Source organism: Streptomyces achromogenes subsp. achromogenes, assembly GCF_000720835.1.
Classification (GTDB): Bacteria; Actinomycetota; Actinomycetes; order Streptomycetales; family Streptomycetaceae; genus Streptomyces; species Streptomyces achromogenes.
On record NZ_JODT01000021.1, the window covers coordinates 91,564 to 108,648 of the forward strand.

Genomic DNA, 17,085 nt, shown 5'->3' on the forward strand with positions numbered 1-17,085 from the left:
ATTTTTCACCGTAGTTGGGCCCAGAACCTCACCATCTATCTTTCGGGTAACCACCGTTGTCGGAACAGATGGCTCCGTGTTCCACTAATCTCCTTCCGCCACAACGATCACCCGCTCCCGGGCGGGAGAGCAGCCAGAGGGATTCGTGTGTGATGACCTGGGGTTCGAGAGGCTCCTCGGCGAGGAGGGCTTCTTCGCGCGCATGCTCGGGCGGTCACCCTCGGGTGCCGGCCGTGAACCGCTGTACGGTCCCGATATCCCGGTCGTGCTGCTCACCGGGGGCCCGGGCATGGGCAAGGGACGGCTGCTGCGCGCCGTACGGGACCGTTTCGCCACCAAGCTGCCGGTGATCTATCTGGACTGCGGCTCACCGGTCTACGCCGACCGGGCCGAGCCGGAGCCCGGCGCCCGCTCGGCGGCCACCGAGGTCCTGGTCGAGGCCGCCCGCCGGCTGTCCACCTGGCAGGGCACGGGCGGCTCCTTCACCTTCCCCCGGCTCTTCGCGGGCCTCGCGATGATCGCGACCGGCGTCGCGGACGGCACCCCCGAGGCGGTCGCGGCGGAGGTCGAACGGTACGCGGAGTTACCCCAGCGGCAGCGCTTCCGCGGCCTGGGCACCGGCGACTTCTGGCGCGGTGCCCTCCTCGGTGCCATCCGGAACCTGCTGACCACCTTGTCCGGACAGGCCCTCGACCCGTACTCCGCCGCGGTGAGCACCGCGCTCGTGGACGCCCTCGTCTCCGGCCTGGCACCGCGCGGCAAGGCGGAGATGGCCCGCGTCTACGGCGCCTACCCCGGCGCGGCCGGCCAGCCCGAGCACGGCCTGCGCGACCTCGCCGCCGACTTCAGGGCCGGCGGCGAGGGACGGGAGGTGGCCGAGCGCTTCCTCTTCCAGGCGCTGCGCGAGGACTTGGAGGCCGGCTACACGGGCGCGGTTGGCTGGCTGCGCCGGGTCGGCCGCCCCGCGGTGCTGCTGGACCGCGCCGAGTCACCGCTGGGCGAGCGACTGCTGCGCGCCGTGCTGACCGACCGCCGCGACGGGCAGCGCGACCGGGTGGTGATCGTCGGCACCGCGCGCCGCGCCGACGGCGGCGCCTTCCTGTACGAGGGTCTGCCGCCCCGGGGGGTACCGGCCCCGGCGGAGTTCCGGCCGGCCGACGGCGCCCCGCCCGCATGGTCCCGGCGCACCGACACCACGGCGGGCCGGGCACCGCTCGCCGACGGGGCCCTGCTGCTGCGGATGCCCCTGCTCACCGGCGACCAGCTGCGCCGGGAGACCGAGCGCAGGCAGCGGCGCGCCGAGCCGGAGGGCGGCACCAACCGCCGCCGTATCGACGCCGCCGTGGCACGGCTGAGCGGCGGACGCCCGCACACGGTGATCCGGCTGGCCGAGGCCGCCGCCGCCTTCCGCATGCCGGCGGACGCCAACGACCGGGCCATCCTGGACGCCCCGCTGAACGTCGCGGGCGACGGCCCGGCCGAGCGGCCCGTGGCCGAGGTGCTGCTGCGCGAACTGGTGCTGGACCAGCTCCCGGTGCGGCTGCCGGCCGAGCACCACGACGACTGGCTCGACCTGCTCACCCATCTGTCGGTGGCGCACGACACCGAGTGCGCGGACGTCCTGCTGCGCCACCACCAGCGCGGCCGCGTCCACCGGCTGACCGCCCATCACGTGGAACAACTGCTCACCGACACCGGATGGCCCGCCTGCGAACGGCACTTCATCGGGGACTTCGGCCTGCGCCAGCTGCTGGTGCACCGGCTGTACGCGTTACGCCCCGACGGCGCCGCCTGGTACGCCGACCACCACGTGCTGCGCGACCACTACACCGGACGCGCGGCGGACGAGGCGGCGCCGAGCGGGGCCGCCTTCCACTCGGTCACGGCGCACCGGATGAACCACCACCTGGTCTCCGGCGGGGTCGACGACGTGGTCCGCCATCTGGCCGGCACGCTGCCCGGCCGCCCCCGCCAGTGGTGCGCGGAGCTGCTGGAGATCGCCCAGGCGCCGTACCCGTCGGGCGCGGACACCCGCCGGGAGCGGGCCCAGGGGCTGGTCCCGGTGGACGGACCGGCGTTGCGCCGCACGGTCGACCAACTGCTGCACGCGGTCTGGCTGTGCGAGGAGCGGACCAGGCCCACGGGCCGGGAGACCGCCCGCACGCTGGCCAAACTGCTGGACCTGCTGTCGATCATGGAGTTCGAGGGCGCCGGGCAGCTGGGCCGGACCGCCACCGAGTGGAGCGGGCTGGCGGAGAACGACCAGCCGCTGCTGCGCTGCACCTGCACCGATCAGCTCGGCCGAAGGAGATGACGCGGATGCCCAGGTGGAAGAAGATCCTTTACGCCCTGCTGGTCACGGCGGCCCTGGTGGCAGGGGGCCTGTTCGGCTGGACCTTCCTCCACCGGCCGGACACCTGCGCCGAGGGCGTCGAACGGATCGGTGACGAGTGCGTCGGCGTCAACGGCGAGGGCTACGACTTCGGCACCCCGGAGATCAGCGGCGTCGCCCGGGCTATCGCGCAGGAGAACGACAGGATCGAGAAGGACCCCCATGTGACGGTGGCGGTGATGCTGCCGCTCCAGTCCGGCAGCGAGGCGCTGCGCCGGCAGATACGCAGCGACCTCCAAGGGGCTTACCTGGGACAGGTGCAGGCCAACGGGGACGAGGGCGAACCGCCGAAGATACGGCTGGTGCTGGCCAATCCCGGCCGGGAGTACGGGCACCAGGCGGCGGTCGTGGACACCCTGCTGCGCATGGCCCGCTCGCCCGAGGACCGGCTGCGCGCCGTCACCGGCTTCAACCTCAGCCTCCACGCCACGACCGAGGCCGTCCGCCGCCTGACCGCGCACCGGGTCCCCGTGCTCGCCTCCCGGATCACCGGCGACGGGATCGCGAACGAGGAGGGCCTGGACGCGGTGGCGAAGCCGAAGTTCCCCGGCCTCGCCCGGATCATCCCCACCAACCTGGAGGTGGCCCGGGCGCTGGCCGCCTTCACCGGGGGACAGGACCGGGAGGACCGCAGGACCGTGCTGGTCCACGACACCCGTCAGGACAGCTACAACGAGTCGCTGGCGAAGGCGTTCGACAGCATCGAGGAGAAGGGCCCGGCCGGCCCCGCCGAGATGTCCTTCACCTCCCCGGCGATCGACGAGGCGGGCTCCACCGGCAACCAGTTCACCCAGATCGCCAACAACATCTGCAGCTCCGAGGCCGACACCGTCTACTTCGCGGGACGCACCCTGCACCTGCGGCTCTTCGCGCTCAAGCTCGCCGAGGTCGGCTGCGTGAAACGGCACTACACCATCATCAGCGGCTCCGACGCCGCCTCGCTGCGGCAGTACATGAGCGCGGACGACTGGCAGAAGCTGCGCGGCACGGACGGCGAGGCCAGGGTGACGGTGCAGTACGCCGCCCCCGCGCACCCCGCGGCCTGGGAGACCGAGCTGACCGCCTGGCGGAAGCAGTGGCGCAAGAGCCACGGCCGGGAGCCCGCCAAGGAGGACCTGCCCCAGTACCTCGCGGAGCCCAGCAAGGCCCTGGACCGCCTGCAGGACCTGATCGAAACCGTCCGGCGCGACGGGACCGACCTCGGCGCCCCGCCCAGCCTGGACGACTCCCGCACGATGCTCGTGTACGACGGCATGGTCACCATCGACACCGCGCTGCACCTGGTGCAGAGCGGCCCCGCCGACAAGGTGCCCGGCCTGGAGGACGTCGGCGGGGAGTGGCGCCAGCTGAAGGCCCAGCACCGGGTGGCGGGCACCAGCGGCCTGATCTGCCTGACCGGCGGCGGCAACCCGTACGACAAGCCGGTGGCGGTGGTCGAACTGGACCCGGGCCGCGCGGGCGAGGGCACGCTCAAGTACGTCGGCCTGGGCTGGCCCACCGGCGCCCCCCAGCCGAAGAACTGCGTCATCCCCAGCCGCACCCCCTGACCCCGCGGCCCGGCGCGGGGCGTGCGTCACCTCACATATGACCTGGTTCGCACCCCCTCCCGGCCGTGCCGGGCGCCCGGCTACCGTGGCGTGGAGCCCCTGTACCCCTCACCTCGGACGGCCCGGCTGTGCTCACTGACCTGTCCCCCCTGATCGCCGCCACGGCGCGCTGGCTGACGGTCGCCTACCCGCCCAGCGGCGGCGCGCTCGCCACCGCGCTGTGCGAGGCGCAGGCCCGGCAGGCGGCGACGGTCGCCGCCCGGCTGCGCTACCCCACCGAGATCGACGCGGGCCTGGTCACCCTGGCCGGCCCCGGCGGCGCCGCCCGCCTCGACTGGATCGCCGGCGCGGAACCGGCCGGTGAGCACCCCGCCGAGGAGTGGGCCTGGCGCACCTGGGTGGACGAGGTCGTCGCCAGCTGGGCCGCCGCGCTGCTCACGGACCCCGAGCTGGCCGCCCTCGCCGTCGCCGCGCTCGCCGACGGCGAGCCCACCGCGCACGCGCCGGCCGAGTACCGCCGGCTGCTCGCCCCCGACGACCGCGACCGCCGGGCCGCCGCCCTGCTCCGCCACCCCGACCTGCTGGCCCCCGTTTCCGGACTGCACCACGCCCAGCTCCTGGACCGCCTCACCCCGGACCGCCCGCTGGCGGCCTGACCGCGGTCGCCCCCGGTCCCCGGCCGGGCAGCCGTTCCAGTGCGACCAGCGCCGCGTCGTCGTCCAGGTCGCCGTGGGCGTGCCGGAGCAGATCCCGGCGCAGCCCGGTCACCAGCGCCTCCAGGGGCCGCCCCGCGTGGGCCGCGACCCGGGCGGCCAGATCCAGGAACCCGCCCCGCCGGTCCCGGGCCTCGGTGAACCCGTCCGTGTACAGCAGCAGCCGGTCTCCCGGCCCGAACGGCACGGTCCGCACGGCCGGCCGCCGTCCAGCAGGGTGTCGACGGCGGCGATCTGCCGCCGGGCACGCTCGTCCAGCCGTTCGGCGATCCGGACCGGCGAGGGCTCCTCGTGGGCGAGTTCCCGGAACGCGCCGAGCAGCGCGGCGGACGCCCCGACGGCCGGCAGCCCCTTGCCCCGGACGTCACCGACCAGGACCCGGGTGGGCGCAAGGCAGGCGAAAGCCGGGCGGGCGGGCGGGTGCCGGAGCCGTGTCGCCGCGCGCACGCCCGCGGGCCTCCCCGCGACGTGTCGGGGGAGGCCCGCGATGTCCGGCTGGCCGGTGTCCGGCCGGGAAGCCCGCCCGAGGTGCCGGTGCGCGGGTCAGCCGCCCGCGTTGTCGACCCGCATGCGCACCTGCTCCTCCAGCCGTCGCAGGCTGCCGTCCAGCGCCTCGCCCACCGCCCGCTCACCCGGGTCGTGGCTCTCGTCGAAGAACGACAGGTGCACGGTCACCTCGCTCGCGCCGCTGCCGATGCCCGCCACCTGGAGCCAGCCGGTGTAGGCGCCCTGCTCGCGGGTGCCCCACTCCAGGCGCATCTGGTCCGGCGCGGCCCGCAGAAGGGCGGGCATGTCCTGGCCGGACTGGTCCTCGTGCACGGTCACGGCGGGCGGGTCCTCGACGCGCACGTGCAGGGCCTCCGGGAGCCACGCGTCGAGCTGGGCGACGTTGGCCGCCTGGTCGAAGACGTGCTCGGGCTGCGCGGGCATCGTGCGGGAACGTTCGTACTCGGACATCGTGATGGCGCCCTTTCCGGTCGGAAGTCGTACCCCGACCGCGTGCCCCTTCCACAGCCGCCGAAAAGCCCCGCCACCGACGCGGGCGACCCAAGGGCTCAGACCGCCGCGCGCGCCGTCCGCTCCACCAGGGACACGCCGTCGCCCATGGACGCGTTGCCGTCGGACAGCACCGCCACCAGGTACCGGTGCCCCCGCACGGAGACCTCACCCACGCTGTTGACGTCCCAGCGGCCCGTGGTGCTCCGCTGGAGCCAGCCGTTCTTCAGCACCGCCCGGGACCCCGGGCTCCCGGCCGCCGAGACGCCCCAGACCTGCCCGGACACGACCCGGCCCATCAGCGTACGGATGTAGGTCCGGGAGTCGCCGTCGAGCCCGCCGGAGCCCCGGCGCACCGTGCCGCCGGAGTCGAACACGGCCCGCAGCAGCCGTATCTGGTCGCTCGCCGTGGTCCGGGTCAGCCCCCACTTGCCGCCGGGCCCACCGGTCGTCGAGGTCAGCCCCAGCCGCTCGTTGGCCGCCGCCAGCCCGGAGGCGCGGCCGATCCGCCGCCACAGGGCGTTCGCCGCCGCGTTGTCGCTGCGCCGGATCATCGGCTCGGCGAGGGCCCGTTCGGTCTCGCTCAGCGGGCGGCCCGCGTCCTGCGCCCGGAGCAGCAGCGCCGCGAGGATGTCGACCTTGACGATGCTGGCGGTGTCGTACGTCCGGTCCGTGCCGCGCACCACGGTGGTGCGGCCGGTGCCGTCCAGGTCGAGCACCGCCGCGGTGGCGTGCGCCGGGGGTTTCCTGGACGCGGCGGGCGGGGGCGCGGCCGACGCCGGGTGCGCGAGGGCGGCGGCCGGCAGGGCGGCCGCCGCGGCGGTGAGGGCGCCGGCGGTGATCCGTGCGGTGCGGGAGGGGCGGGTCGGCATGGGTCACGAACGTAGACAACCGGCGCGTCCGGCGGCGTGGCCGCCGTCACGTTCGGGCCCTGTTCGCGCGGATTGTGACAAGAGCCACCGATGGGACGCATCGTGCCGCCCGGCTCGCCTCCCCGGCGGCGTGTACGCGCGGCCGGGCCGGCTTCCTCACCTTAGGGTCGCCTCGACACCGACATCCGGAGTGATGATGGAGAAAACGGATGATCCGGCCGGTGCGGCGCGGGGCGTGACCGCCGTACCCGCCGTACCCGCCGCTCCGCCCGTGACCGAGGGCCGGACCCGGCCGTCCGGCGTCCGGTCGTGGCCGTCCGGCGTCCGGCCGTGGTGGGTCGGCGCCGTCCTCACGGCCGCCGTCGGTGCCGCGGCCGTGCTCGGCCCGGCCGGCACCCGGTGGCTGGAGCACCCGGCCGTCGAGGCATGGCGGACCGTCTGCCTGGCCATCACCCTGCAGGCGCTGCCGTTCCTGCTCCTCGGCACCGCGCTGTCCGGCGCCATCAACGCCTTCGTACCGGCCGGCCTGTTCACCAGGGTGCTGCCCAAGCGGCCCGCCCTCGCCGTGCCGGTCGCCGGAGCCGCCGGCGCCGTACTGCCCGGCTGCGAGTGCGCCTCCGTGCCCGTCGCGAGCAGCCTGATCCGCCGGGGCGTGCCACCGGCCGCCGCCTTCGCCTTCCTGCTCTCCGCGCCCGCCGTCAACCCCGTGGTGCTCACGGCCACCGCCGTCGCCTTCCCCGGCAACCCCGCGATGGTCGCCGCCCGGCTGCTCGCCTCCCTCGGCACGGCGGCCGTGATGGGCTGGCTGTGGCTCTGGCTCGGCAAGGAGGAGTGGCTGCGCCCCCTGCTGCGTCACCGGCACACCGGGCACCGGCCCGGACACAGCCGCCGGACCGAGTTCCTGCTCGGCTTCCGGCACGACTTCCTGCACGCCGGCGGTTTCCTGGTGCTGGGCGCGATGGCCGCCGCCACCTTCAACGTCACCGTGCCGGGCGCCGTCCTCGACACCTTCTCCGGCTCACCGTGGCTGTCGGTGCTGTTCCTGGCGGGCCTCGCCGTGCTGCTGGCCGTCTGCTCGGAGGCGGACGCGTTCGTCGCCGCCTCCCTGACCGGGTTCTCGCCGACCGCCCGGCTCGCGTTCCTGGTGGTCGGCCCGATGGTCGACCTGAAGCTCATCGCGCTGCAGGCCGGCACCTTCGGCCGCGCCTTCGCCTGGCGGTTCTGCACGGCGACCACCGTCGTGGCGGTCGCCGCGAGCGTCCTGATCGGGGGAGCGCTGTGGTGAAACGAGCGTTCCAGAACCTGCTGCCGGCCCTGACCGGGGCCGGCCTGCTGCACACGGCCCTCTTCACCGATCTCTACCTGCGCTACGTCAAGGCCGGACTGCGCCCCCTGCTGATCGCATCCGGGGCGCTCCTGCTGCTGCTCGCCCTGACGTCGGCCGCCACCTCCGCCGGCCGGCGCCCCGACGACCACGGCCACGGGCACCCCGACGGTCACGGACACGACCACACCGGCACCCCCCGCGTCGCCTGGCTGCTGCTCCTGCCCGCGCTCAGCCTGCTCTGGTACGCCCCGCCCGCGCTCGGCGCGTACACCGCGGCCCGCGCCAACGACAAACCGGTGACCGTACAACGGGGGTTCGCCCCGCTGCCCGCGACCTCGCCGCTGCCGCTGACCCTCACGGAGTTCACCAAGCGGGTGCGGCAGGACCGCGGCCTGGCCATCAAGGGCCGCACCGTCCGGCTGACCGGCTTCGTCACCCCGGCCGGGCGGGACGGCGGCTGGTACCTGACCCGGATCGTCTTCTCCTGCTGCGCCGCGGACTCCCAGACGGTCCGGGTGCGCATGTACGGCACACCGGCGCCGCCCGCCGACACCTGGCTGTCGGTGACCGGTGCCTGGCACCCGAGCGGCACCCTGGGCACGGCCACCGCCCAGGCCGCCCTCGACGTCCGGGACGCCCGCCCCATCGCCCCGCCGGTCAACGCCTACACCGACGACCTCCCGCTGACCCCGTCCTCCTGAGGCGGGTCCCGGAGCAGGGCGTACGACCGGCCCGGACGGGTGCAGGATGGTGTCGTGACGCTCGCTCCGCGGCCGTCCCGGTCACCGCGTCGGTGCCGACCCGGTCGCGGGCCGCCGGTGCGCGGAAGGAGGCGGTGACGATGACACGGACACCCCCCACGGCGGTCACCCGGGTGCGGCTGTGGCGCTGGCGGCGCAACCCGCTCAAGCGGCACAGCGATGTCGTCGAGGCCTGGATCGTGCTCGCCGGCTGGCTGCTGGCCCTGCTCGTCGGGATCGTCGCGGGTGCGGCGGCGGCCCAGACCTCCGAGTCCGCGTTCGCGGCGCGGCTCGCCCGGCTGCACCCCGTCTCCGCCGTGCTCACCGACGGAGCGGCCCGCACCCCGGCCGCGGCCGGCGGCTACGACGACGGACGCGTGTGGGCGACCGTGCGCTGGACGGACGCGGCCGGATCGGTGCGCACCGACCAGGTCAAGGTCGCCCCCGGCGCCCCCGCCGGAAGCCGGGTGACGGTGTGGACGGACCCGTCCGGCCGGGTCGTGCCCGCGCCGGTCACCGGCACGGCCGCCGACGTCCAGGCGGCCCTCACCGGCGCCCTCGTCGCCCCGGCGGCCGGCGCGCTGGTCTGGGGCGGGGTACGGCTGCTGCGCGGCTCGCTCATCCGGCGGCGGATGGCCGAGTGGGACGAGGAATGGAAGCAGGTCGGGCCCCGGTGGGGGAACCTCAGCGGCGGCGTGGGCTGACCCGGGCGGGCCGGACGGACCCGGCGGGAACGCCCGCACGGGCCGGGGAGTCGTCGCCTCCGGCTCCGGCACCCGCCGCGTGCGGCGCCCCGACCGCGCACCGGCCCGTTCCTCCCGCCGGCCGGAGCGCACCGGCGCCCGACCCGGCCTTGCGTGCGTGAGGGCGGCCCGACTGGTTACCCGGCTCCCATGACCAAGCTGCACGTTCCACGGCGGCTGCACCGGCGGGCCGCCGACGAGAACCCGGAGTCCCGGACGCCGCCGACGCGGCAGGAGGCCGGATACGAGCCGGAGCCGGGCCGAGCGGTGCCGGACCGCGACGAGAACCGGGAGCCCCGGACGCCCGCGGCGGAGTCGGGGCGCGTGCCGGACCGCGACGAAGGGCGGGAGTCCCGGACGCCCGCGGCGGAGTCGGATACTGACCGGCCCACACCGCAGGAGGCCGGGCCGGCGCCGGAGACGGAGCGGGCCGCGCCGGACAGTCCGGTGCGGCTGCCCCGGCGGGCCTGGGGCGCGGTGTTCCGGGGCGCGCTGCGCGAGTTCCGGGACGACCAGCTCACCGACCGGGCCGCGGCGCTCACCTACTACGCCGTGCTGTCCCTGTTCCCCGCCCTGCTGGTGCTGGTCTCCCTGCTGTCCGTCGTCGGCCGCTCGGCCACGGACCGGGTGCTGGCCAACGTGCGCAACCTCGCGCCCGGCCCCGCCCGGGACATCATCGTCCGGGCCGTGGGACAACTCCAGGACAAGGCCGGCATCGGCTCGGTGATGGCCCTGGTCGGCATCGTGCTGGCCGTGTGGTCGGCGTCCGGCTACGTGGCCGCCTTCATCCGCGCCGCCAACGCCGTCTACGACATGCCCGAAGGACGCCCGGTGTGGAAGATCCTCCCGGTGCGGGTGGGCGTCACGGTCGTCCTGATGGTGCTCTCCGTGGCCGGCGCGCTCATCGTGGTCTTCACCGGCGGCCTCGCCAAACGCGCCGGGCAGGCGCTCGGCCTCGGCGACACGGCCCTGACGGCGTGGTCGATCGCGAAGTGGCCGGTGCTCGTCCTGCTGGTCACCCTCATGATCGCGATCCTGTACTGGGCGGCCCCCAACGCCAAGGTCAGGGGCTTCAGGTGGATCACCCCGGGCAGCGTCCTCGCCCTGCTGATCTGGCTGGTGGCGTCCGCCGGCTTCGCGTTCTACGTCGCCGGCTTCGCCTCGTACAACAAGACCTACGGCACGATGGCCGGCGTCATCGTCTTCCTGGTCTGGCTGTGGATCACCAACCTGGCCATCCTGCTGGGCCTGGAGTTCGACGCGGAGACCCTGCGGCAGCGGGCCATCGCCGGCGGCCACCCGCCCCGCGCCGAACCCTATGTGCAGCCCCGCGACACCCGGAAGTGGGACGAGGAGGACGTACGCCGCCTGGACCGGCCGTGACGCGTACGTCCTCCCCGCCCCCTCGGGCTCAGGCCGCGTAGCCGCCGTCCACCGAGAACTCCGCGCCCGTCACATAGGCCGCCTCCGGTCCGGCGAGGAACGCCACCATGGACGCCACCTCCTCGGCCGTGCCGAACCGGCCCAGCGCGGTCATGGCCGCCTGACCGGAGGCGTAGGGGCCGTCCGCCGGGTTCATGTCGGTGTCGGTCGGGCCCGGATGCACCACGTTCGCCGTGATGCCGCGCCCGGCCAGCTCCCGCGCCAGGGCCTTCGTCAGCCCGACCACGGCGGACTTGCTCATCGCGTACAGCGTGGCCCCGGGCCCCGGCACCCGCGCGGTGACACAGCTGCCGACGGTGATGATCCGCCCGCCGGATCCCATCAGCGCGGCGGCGGACCTGGCCGCGAGGAACACACCGCGCACGTTCACCGCGAGGACCCGGTCGATGTCGGCGAGGGACAGGTTCTCCAGCGGTTCCATCACCCCGACCGCCGCGTTGCCCACCAGGACGTCCAGCCCGCCCAGTTCCGCGGCGGCCCGCCGTACCGCGTCCGCCGCCTCGTCCGCGTCCGCCGCGTCGGCGCGCAGGGCCACCGCCCGTCGCCCCAGCGCCTCGATGTCCCGTACGACCGCGTCGGCCGCGTCCTTGTCGTGCACATAGGTCAGGGCCACGTCCGCGCCCCCCTCGGCCAGCCGCCGGGCCGTCGCCGCGCCGATGCCCCGGCTGCCGCCGGTGACCAGGGCCGTCCTGCCGTTCAGAAGCTCTCGTGAAGTCATGTGTCCATCCCACCGCCCGGGGCGCGGGAGCACCGGCGGGGAACGGACATCGAGGTGCCCGGGGGCGGGGGCGGTCAGCCCGCCAGGGGGCCGCGCGGGCTGATCAGGCCCGTCTCGTAGGCGAGGATGGTGGCCTGGACCCGGTCGCGCAGCCCGAGTTTGGACAGCAGCGCGTTGACATGGCTCTTGACCGTGCCCGTGGTGACACCGAGTTCGGCGCCGATCTCGGCGTTGGTCAGCCCGGACGCGATCTTCAGCAGGACCTCGCGTTCCCGCTGGGTGAGCCGGCCGAGCGGTCCGCCGGCCACGGGCGGGGGAGGGGCACCGCGGGCGAAGGCCTGGATGAGCCGGCCGGTCACGGCGGGCGCCAGGATGCCGTCGCCGGCCGCGACCACCCGGATCGCGGACAGCAGTTCGTCGGGCCGGGCGTCCTTCAGCAGGAACCCGGACGCCCCGGCCCGCAGCGCCTCGTACACGTATTCGTCCAGGTCGAACGTGGTGAGCACCAGCACCCGCGGGCCGCCGGGCGGCGCGGTGATCAGCCGGGTGGCGGTGAGCCCGTCCATGCCCGGCATCCGGATGTCCATCAGGACGACATCGGCCTCCCGCGCCGCGGCGAGGGACACGGCCGACGCCCCGTCACCGGCCTCGGCCACCACGGTCAGATCGGGTTCGGCGTCCACGATGGCCGCGAATCCGGCGCGTACCACGGCCTGGTCGTCGACGACGATCACGCGTATGGCGACGGGGACACCTCCTGGACGGGGGCCCCAGGAGCCCCGGCCGGCAACGACACCCGTAGCCTACCGGCCGGTTCGCACACGATCCGGCCCTCGCCGGCGGCGACCTGCACCCGCAGGCGTTCGGCGACCGGGCCCGCGACGGCCAGCCGCACCCCGGTCACCGTGATCCGCAGGGTGCCGCGGCGGCGCCGCAGGGTCACCCGAGCCGGGCCCGGGTCGCCCGCGCCGAGCGCGGCCTCGACGATCCGGTACACCGACACCTGCGTGGACGGCGGCAGTCCCCGGACGGCCTCCGGCAGCCCCCGCAGCCGTACCTCGCGGCCGGCCGAGCGCAGTGCCCGGCACAGCGCGTCGAGGTCGGCGGCGGACGGCGACGGGGCCAGCGGCCCGCCGGACCCGCCGTCGCCGCCGTCCGCCAGGCCGCGCAGCATCTCCCGCATCGCGGCCAGCGCCGCCCTGGCCGTGTCCGCGACCTCCGCCAGCTCGCCCCGGCGGGCCGCGCCGACCAGCGCCCGGGTGTGCGTCAGCACCGCCTCGCGCAACGTGGCCGCCAGCCGCTGCCGTTCGGCCTCGGCGGCCCGGTCCGCCTGCCACATGGAACTGGCGAACGCGAAGTCGTCGTACGCCACCGCCCGTACCCGGCGGCGGCGCACCAGCAGACCGGCCCCCCACACGGCGGTGAACACCGGGGCCAGCACCACGGACAGCAGGAACGACAGCAGCACGGCGTCGGCCGGGCCCGCCCGCTCGCCCGCCACCATGCCGTCGGCGCACGCGAGCGCCGTCACGGCACCGGCCGTCCCGAGCGTGGCCACGACCGGCGCGGGCCAGGTGTGCCCGGCTCCGGGACCGTAGGCGGCGACCGCGTACCCGGCCAGCGTCTCCACGAGCGTGCCGGCGACCAGGAACTGCGCGATACGGGACGGCAGCGGCACCGCGAGGACGGCCACCGGTCCCGCCCAGGCCGTCGCCAGCACCGCGCCGAACACCGCCCACGGGGCCCGCCTGCGCCACAGCAGCGGCAGCGCGTGCAGCGCCAGCAGCCCGCACACCAGCAGCAGCTCCGGCAGCACGGCCCGGCGCGCGGCGCCCGCCCAGTCCTCCGTGAGCGCCGCCACGCACGCCACCGGCAGCAGCATCGCGGCCAGCATCAGCGCGGGATCGGCGAACCGCTGCTCGCGCAGGACGTCACGCCGCCAGCCGGTCTCCTCCGGCCGCCGCGCCGCGGCGGCGTCGGGCAGCGTCGCGCGCACCCGCCAGCCGCCCTCCGGCGTGGGCCCGGCGGCCAGTTCGCCGCCGACGGTGGCGGCCCGCTCGCGCATCCCGGCCACGCCGCGCCCCGCGCCGAGCCCCCCGGCGCCCTGCGCGGGGACGCGCGGCGGCGCGTTCTCCACCGTCAGCTCCAGCAGCCCGTCCGCCCGCCGGACGTCCACCCGGGCGGCGGCGCCGGGCGCGTACCGCAGCGCGTTGGTCAGGGCCTCGCGGACGATGCCGTGCACCGCCTCGGCCGCCGGGCCCGCGAGGCCGTCCGGGATCCGGGCGGTGACCGGACGGCCCAGCCGGCCGAAACCGGCGACGAGTTCCTCGATCCGCCCGCTCATCGGCCGGTGGTCCGGGCCGCCGGTGTCCCGCAGCAGCCCTACGAGCCGTTGCAGCGCGGTGAGGGTCTCGGTGCCGGTGCGCTCCGCGAACGCCAGTGCCTCGGCGGACAGCTCGGGCCGGTCGTCCCGCAGCCGCAGTGCCGCGTCCGCGGTCACCACGACGGAGGTGAGGTGATGGGCGCTCACATCGTGCAGTTCCCGGGCCAGCCGCCGGCGCTCCTGGTCACCCGCCAGGAGGCGGGCCCGCTCCGCCCCGGCCAGCCGCCGGGCGGCGGTCAGCCGGCCGGCGAGCCACTGGCGCCGGGCCTCACCGAGCCCCGCGCACAGCACATAGGTGCCCAGCGAGAGGGCCATCGTGGACAGCAGCGGGGGCCGCAGGCCCTCCGTCACCGCGGCCCCCACCCAGTCGACGCCCACCACGGCGGCCAGCGCCCGCACCGTCACCGGCACCGGGCAGCGCACGGCGACGGAGTACAGGGCGATCAGCGGGCCGAGGCCCACATAGCCGTCCGGCCAGGCGAAGCCGCCGAGCACCCCGGCGGCCAGGGTGCCGGCCAGCGACCGCACCGGCGCGGTACGGCGCCACCCCAGCGCGGCGGTCTCCACGGCCAGCGCGCACACCACGGCGGCCAGGGCGAGCGGACCGGGGGTGCCGTCCGGGTACACCCCGGGCCACAGCAGGACGCCCTGCCCGGCCGCGAGCAGCAGGGGCAGCAGCCAGTTGCGTATCGTCTCCATCTCGCCGACGAGCGTAAGGGCCGCTCCGTGCGGCGGGCACCGGCCCCGGGGTGGAGGTCCGTCCCCAACCAGGGGTAGAGACACCGCTCCTGCCGTGGGCCGATGGCACACCCGCGGGACTTTGGCAGGCTGACGGCATGACACAGCCACCGCTCGCCGAGCAGCTCCCGTACCACCGCCTGGCCCGCCTCTCGCCGCGTCACCAGTGGTGGCGCCCGCTGGCCGGAACCCTGGTCGTGGCCGTGGGCTATGTGCTCGCCGTGCTCGTCCTCATGCTCAGCGCCCTGGTCGCGGGCCTGGCCCTCGGATACCCCGAGGACGCCGACGGCTGGCCCGAGTTCGGCCCGGTGTCGGGCACCGCGCTGGACCTGCTGTCGATCGCGGTGGGCATACCCGTGCTGCTGCTGACCGTGCGCTGGATCGCCCGGCGCCCGGCCGGCACGGTCTCCTCGGTCACCGGGCGACTGCGCCGGCGCTGGCTCGGGGTGTGCGTGCTGACGGCCGTGCCGGTCCTCGCCCTGTCGATGGGCGGTATGTTCCTGCTGCCCTCGGACGGCGGCGAGGCGGAGAGCCAGTGGGTGGGCTGGCCGGCCTTCGCGCGGGCCCTGGTCATGCTGCTGGTCCTGGTGCCGTTGCAGGCGGCGGCCGAGGAGTACGTCTTCCGTGGCTGGCTGACGCAGACGGCGGGGGCGTTCCTGCGTTCGCCGTGGGCCGCGCTGGTGCCCCAGTCCGTGCTGTTCGCCGCCGCCCACGGGTGGGGGACCGCGTGGGGCTTCGCCGACCTGCTGGTGTTCGGGATGTGCGCGGGGTGGCTGACCTGGCGGACGGGGGGACTGGAGGCGTCCATCGCCCTGCACACCGTCAACAACCTCTTCGCCTTCGGTGTGTCGGCCGCCGTGGTGGGCGGGCTCGCCAGTGACGAGACCGCGGCCGACGCGGGCTGGCAGACGGTCGTGCTCGATGTCGCGGGCATCGTGCTGTACACGGCGGCCGTGACGTGGTGGCTGCGCCGCCGCCCACTGCAACGCACCGCCCCCGCGCCGCTGCCCCCGGCCCACCCGTACGGCGCGGCGCCCGGGCAGTGGCCGGTTCACCCGTACGGACCGGTGCCCGGGCCATGGCCGGTTCACCCGTACGGTTCGGTGCCCGGGCAGTCGCCGGTTTACCCGTACGGTGCGATGCCCGGGCAGGGTGTGATGCCCGGGCAGTGGCCCGGTCACCCTGCGACCGGCGCCCCCGTGCCACCGTCCGGGACCGCCCATCCGGGGGCCGCCGCGCCCTGGCCGGGCACGGACAGTCCGGCCGGGTCGGCGGGCACCGGGGAGGACACCTCGGACACCAGGTGAGTGGCGCACCGGTGGGTCCCCCCGTCAGCCCATGGAGGCGGTGACGGCCCGCACTTCGGGGACTCGGCGCGGGTGGTCACGGGCCACCGTGCGCGGCCTTTGGCAGACATGACGCCGTGCGGTGCGGGTGATGTGCGAGGGTGTGCGGTCGGCTGGTGGAAGATCGGTCCCGTGGGCGGAGCCGTGTCCTCTCCCGGGAGGTAAGCCCGCCGACCCGTAAAACGCTTATCGGCAAAGGGAGTTGACGCCATGACAGACACCCGCACCGTGACCGTCTTGGGGACCGGCATCATGGGGGCCGCGATGGCCCGCAACCTGGCGCGCGCCGGACACACCGTGCGCGCCTGGAACCGGACCCGCGCCAAGGCCGAACCGCTCACCGCCGACGGGGTGCTGGTCGCCGGCACGCCCGCCGAGGCCGTCGAGGGCGCCGACGTCGTGCTCACCATGCTCTACGACGGCCCGGCCGCCCTGGACGTCATGCGGGAGGCCGTCCCCGCACTGCGCCCCGGCACCGCCTGGGCGCAGTGCACCACCGCCGGCACCGAGGCCCTCGGCGACCTGGCGGCCTTCGCCGGCGAACACGGCCTGGTGTTCTTCGACGCGCCGGTGCTGGGCACCCGGCAGCCGGCCGAGGCCGGACAGCTTCTCGTCCTCGCCGCGGGCCCGGCCGGGCACCGGTACCTGGTCGACCCGGTGTTCGACGCGGTCGGCAGCCGTACCGTGTGGACCGGCGAGGACGGCACCGCCGGCACCGCGACCCGGCTGAAGCTGGTCGCCAACAGCTGGGTCGTCGCGGCCACCGCCGCCACCGGCGAGACGCTGGCCCTGGCCAAGGCGCTCGGCGTGGACCCGCAGGACTTCTTCGACGCCATCGACGGCGGCCCGCTCGACATGGGCTACCTGCGCGCCAAGGCCCGGCTCATCCTGGACGGCGAGCTGACGCCCGCACAGTTCGCGGTGGCCACCGCCGTCAAGGACGCCCGGCTCATCGTCCGGGCGGGCGAGGAACACGGTGTGCGCCTGGACGTGGCCGCCGCGAGCGCCGCGCGCCTGGAGCGCGCCGCCGCGCAGGGCCACGCCGACGAGGACATGGCCGCCGCCTACTTCGCCAGCTTCGGCGAAGCCGAGGCGCCGTCCGCCTGAGTGAGGGGCCCTGCGGGAGG

Annotated in this window: 15 protein-coding genes and 1 pseudogene; 9 read left to right on the forward strand and 7 right to left on the reverse strand. The window is 75.6% G+C overall.

The window, feature by feature from the left end:
- Positions 1 to 145 precede the first annotated feature (145 nt).
- The 3 genes from IH25_RS0122300 to IH25_RS0122310 all read left to right on the forward strand — a co-directional run bounded on the left by IH25_RS0122300 (position 146) and on the right by IH25_RS0122310 (position 4,595).
- The gene (locus IH25_RS0122300; protein ID WP_030613276.1) at positions 146 to 2,314 is read left to right on the forward strand and encodes a hypothetical protein; all 2,169 of its coding nucleotides are present in this window, start codon (positions 146 to 148) and stop codon (positions 2,312 to 2,314) included.
- Between the two features lie 5 nt (positions 2,315 to 2,319).
- Entirely contained in the window at positions 2,320 to 3,939 is a 1,620-nt protein-coding gene (locus IH25_RS0122305) for an amino acid ABC transporter substrate-binding protein (RefSeq protein WP_245172852.1), read from the forward strand.
- 128 nt (positions 3,940 to 4,067) lie between these two features.
- On the forward strand, positions 4,068 to 4,595 hold the full coding sequence (locus tag IH25_RS0122310; RefSeq protein WP_030613280.1) for a hypothetical protein: 528 nt from the start codon (positions 4,068 to 4,070) through the stop codon (positions 4,593 to 4,595).
- Here the strand turns inward: IH25_RS0122310 and IH25_RS42395 are convergent.
- The 4 genes and pseudogenes from IH25_RS42395 to IH25_RS0122325 form a co-directional block, all read right to left on the reverse strand.
- The gene (locus IH25_RS42395; RefSeq protein ID WP_030613283.1) at positions 4,567 to 4,848 is read right to left on the reverse strand and encodes a SpoIIE family protein phosphatase; all 282 of its coding nucleotides are present in this window, start codon (positions 4,846 to 4,848) and stop codon (positions 4,567 to 4,569) included. The genes IH25_RS0122310 and IH25_RS42395 overlap by 29 nt on opposite strands.
- 47 nt (positions 4,849 to 4,895) lie before the next feature.
- Positions 4,896 to 5,099 (reverse strand): annotated as a pseudogene (locus IH25_RS43110) (SpoIIE family protein phosphatase); the annotation flags it as partial.
- Positions 5,100 to 5,195: 96 nt separating this feature from the next.
- Entirely contained in the window at positions 5,196 to 5,609 is a 414-nt protein-coding gene (locus IH25_RS0122320) for an SRPBCC family protein (RefSeq protein ID WP_030613286.1), read from the reverse strand.
- Between the two features lie 98 nt (positions 5,610 to 5,707).
- Complete coding sequence (locus tag IH25_RS0122325; RefSeq protein ID WP_030613289.1) at positions 5,708 to 6,520, reverse strand: serine hydrolase; 813 nt, start codon at positions 6,518 to 6,520, stop codon at positions 5,708 to 5,710.
- Positions 6,521 to 6,716: 196 nt separating this feature from the next.
- Between IH25_RS0122325 and IH25_RS0122330 the strand changes: the two genes are divergently transcribed.
- From IH25_RS0122330 to IH25_RS0122345, 4 genes are all read left to right on the forward strand, one after another.
- Entirely contained in the window at positions 6,717 to 7,805 is a 1,089-nt protein-coding gene (locus IH25_RS0122330; RefSeq protein ID WP_394298444.1) for a permease, read from the forward strand.
- Entirely contained in the window at positions 7,802 to 8,548 is a 747-nt protein-coding gene (locus IH25_RS0122335) for a TIGR03943 family putative permease subunit (RefSeq protein ID WP_030613296.1), read from the forward strand. Before IH25_RS0122330 ends, IH25_RS0122335 begins: the two co-directional genes overlap by 4 nt.
- A gap of 140 nt (positions 8,549 to 8,688) precedes the next feature.
- On the forward strand, positions 8,689 to 9,291 hold the full coding sequence (locus IH25_RS0122340; RefSeq protein WP_030613299.1) for an Rv1733c family protein: 603 nt from the start codon (positions 8,689 to 8,691) through the stop codon (positions 9,289 to 9,291).
- A 189-nt stretch (positions 9,292 to 9,480) separates the two neighbouring features.
- On the forward strand, positions 9,481 to 10,713 hold the full coding sequence (locus IH25_RS0122345) for a YhjD/YihY/BrkB family envelope integrity protein (RefSeq protein ID WP_030613301.1): 1,233 nt from the start codon (positions 9,481 to 9,483) through the stop codon (positions 10,711 to 10,713).
- Positions 10,714 to 10,741: 28 nt separating this feature from the next.
- Here IH25_RS0122345 and IH25_RS0122350 read toward each other — a convergent pair whose 3' ends face one another.
- The 3 genes from IH25_RS0122350 to IH25_RS42850 all read right to left on the reverse strand — a co-directional run bounded on the left by IH25_RS0122350 (position 10,742) and on the right by IH25_RS42850 (position 14,573).
- Positions 10,742 to 11,491 carry an SDR family oxidoreductase gene (locus IH25_RS0122350; protein ID WP_030613304.1) on the reverse strand — a complete coding sequence of 250 codons (750 nt, stop codon included), beginning with the start codon at positions 11,489 to 11,491 and terminating at the stop codon, positions 10,742 to 10,744.
- A 74-nt stretch (positions 11,492 to 11,565) separates the two neighbouring features.
- Positions 11,566 to 12,225: a response regulator gene (locus IH25_RS0122355; RefSeq protein WP_030613307.1), complete on the reverse strand. Its 660-nt coding sequence runs from the start codon at positions 12,223 to 12,225 to the stop codon at positions 11,566 to 11,568.
- A complete protein-coding gene (locus tag IH25_RS42850; protein WP_051754079.1) occupies positions 12,222 to 14,573 on the reverse strand; it encodes an ATP-binding protein in 2,352 nt (783 codons plus the stop codon). The genes IH25_RS0122355 and IH25_RS42850 overlap by 4 nt, the downstream gene beginning before the upstream one ends.
- A gap of 137 nt (positions 14,574 to 14,710) precedes the next feature.
- On the opposite strand from IH25_RS42850, the gene IH25_RS0122365 reads away from it, so the two are divergent.
- Positions 14,711 to 15,919: a CPBP family intramembrane glutamic endopeptidase gene (locus IH25_RS0122365; RefSeq protein ID WP_030613312.1), complete on the forward strand. Its 1,209-nt coding sequence runs from the start codon at positions 14,711 to 14,713 to the stop codon at positions 15,917 to 15,919.
- Between the two features lie 249 nt (positions 15,920 to 16,168).
- Complete coding sequence (locus IH25_RS0122370) at positions 16,169 to 17,065, forward strand: NAD(P)-dependent oxidoreductase (RefSeq protein WP_030613315.1); 897 nt, start codon at positions 16,169 to 16,171, stop codon at positions 17,063 to 17,065.
- The last annotated feature ends 20 nt before the right edge of the window (positions 17,066 to 17,085 follow it).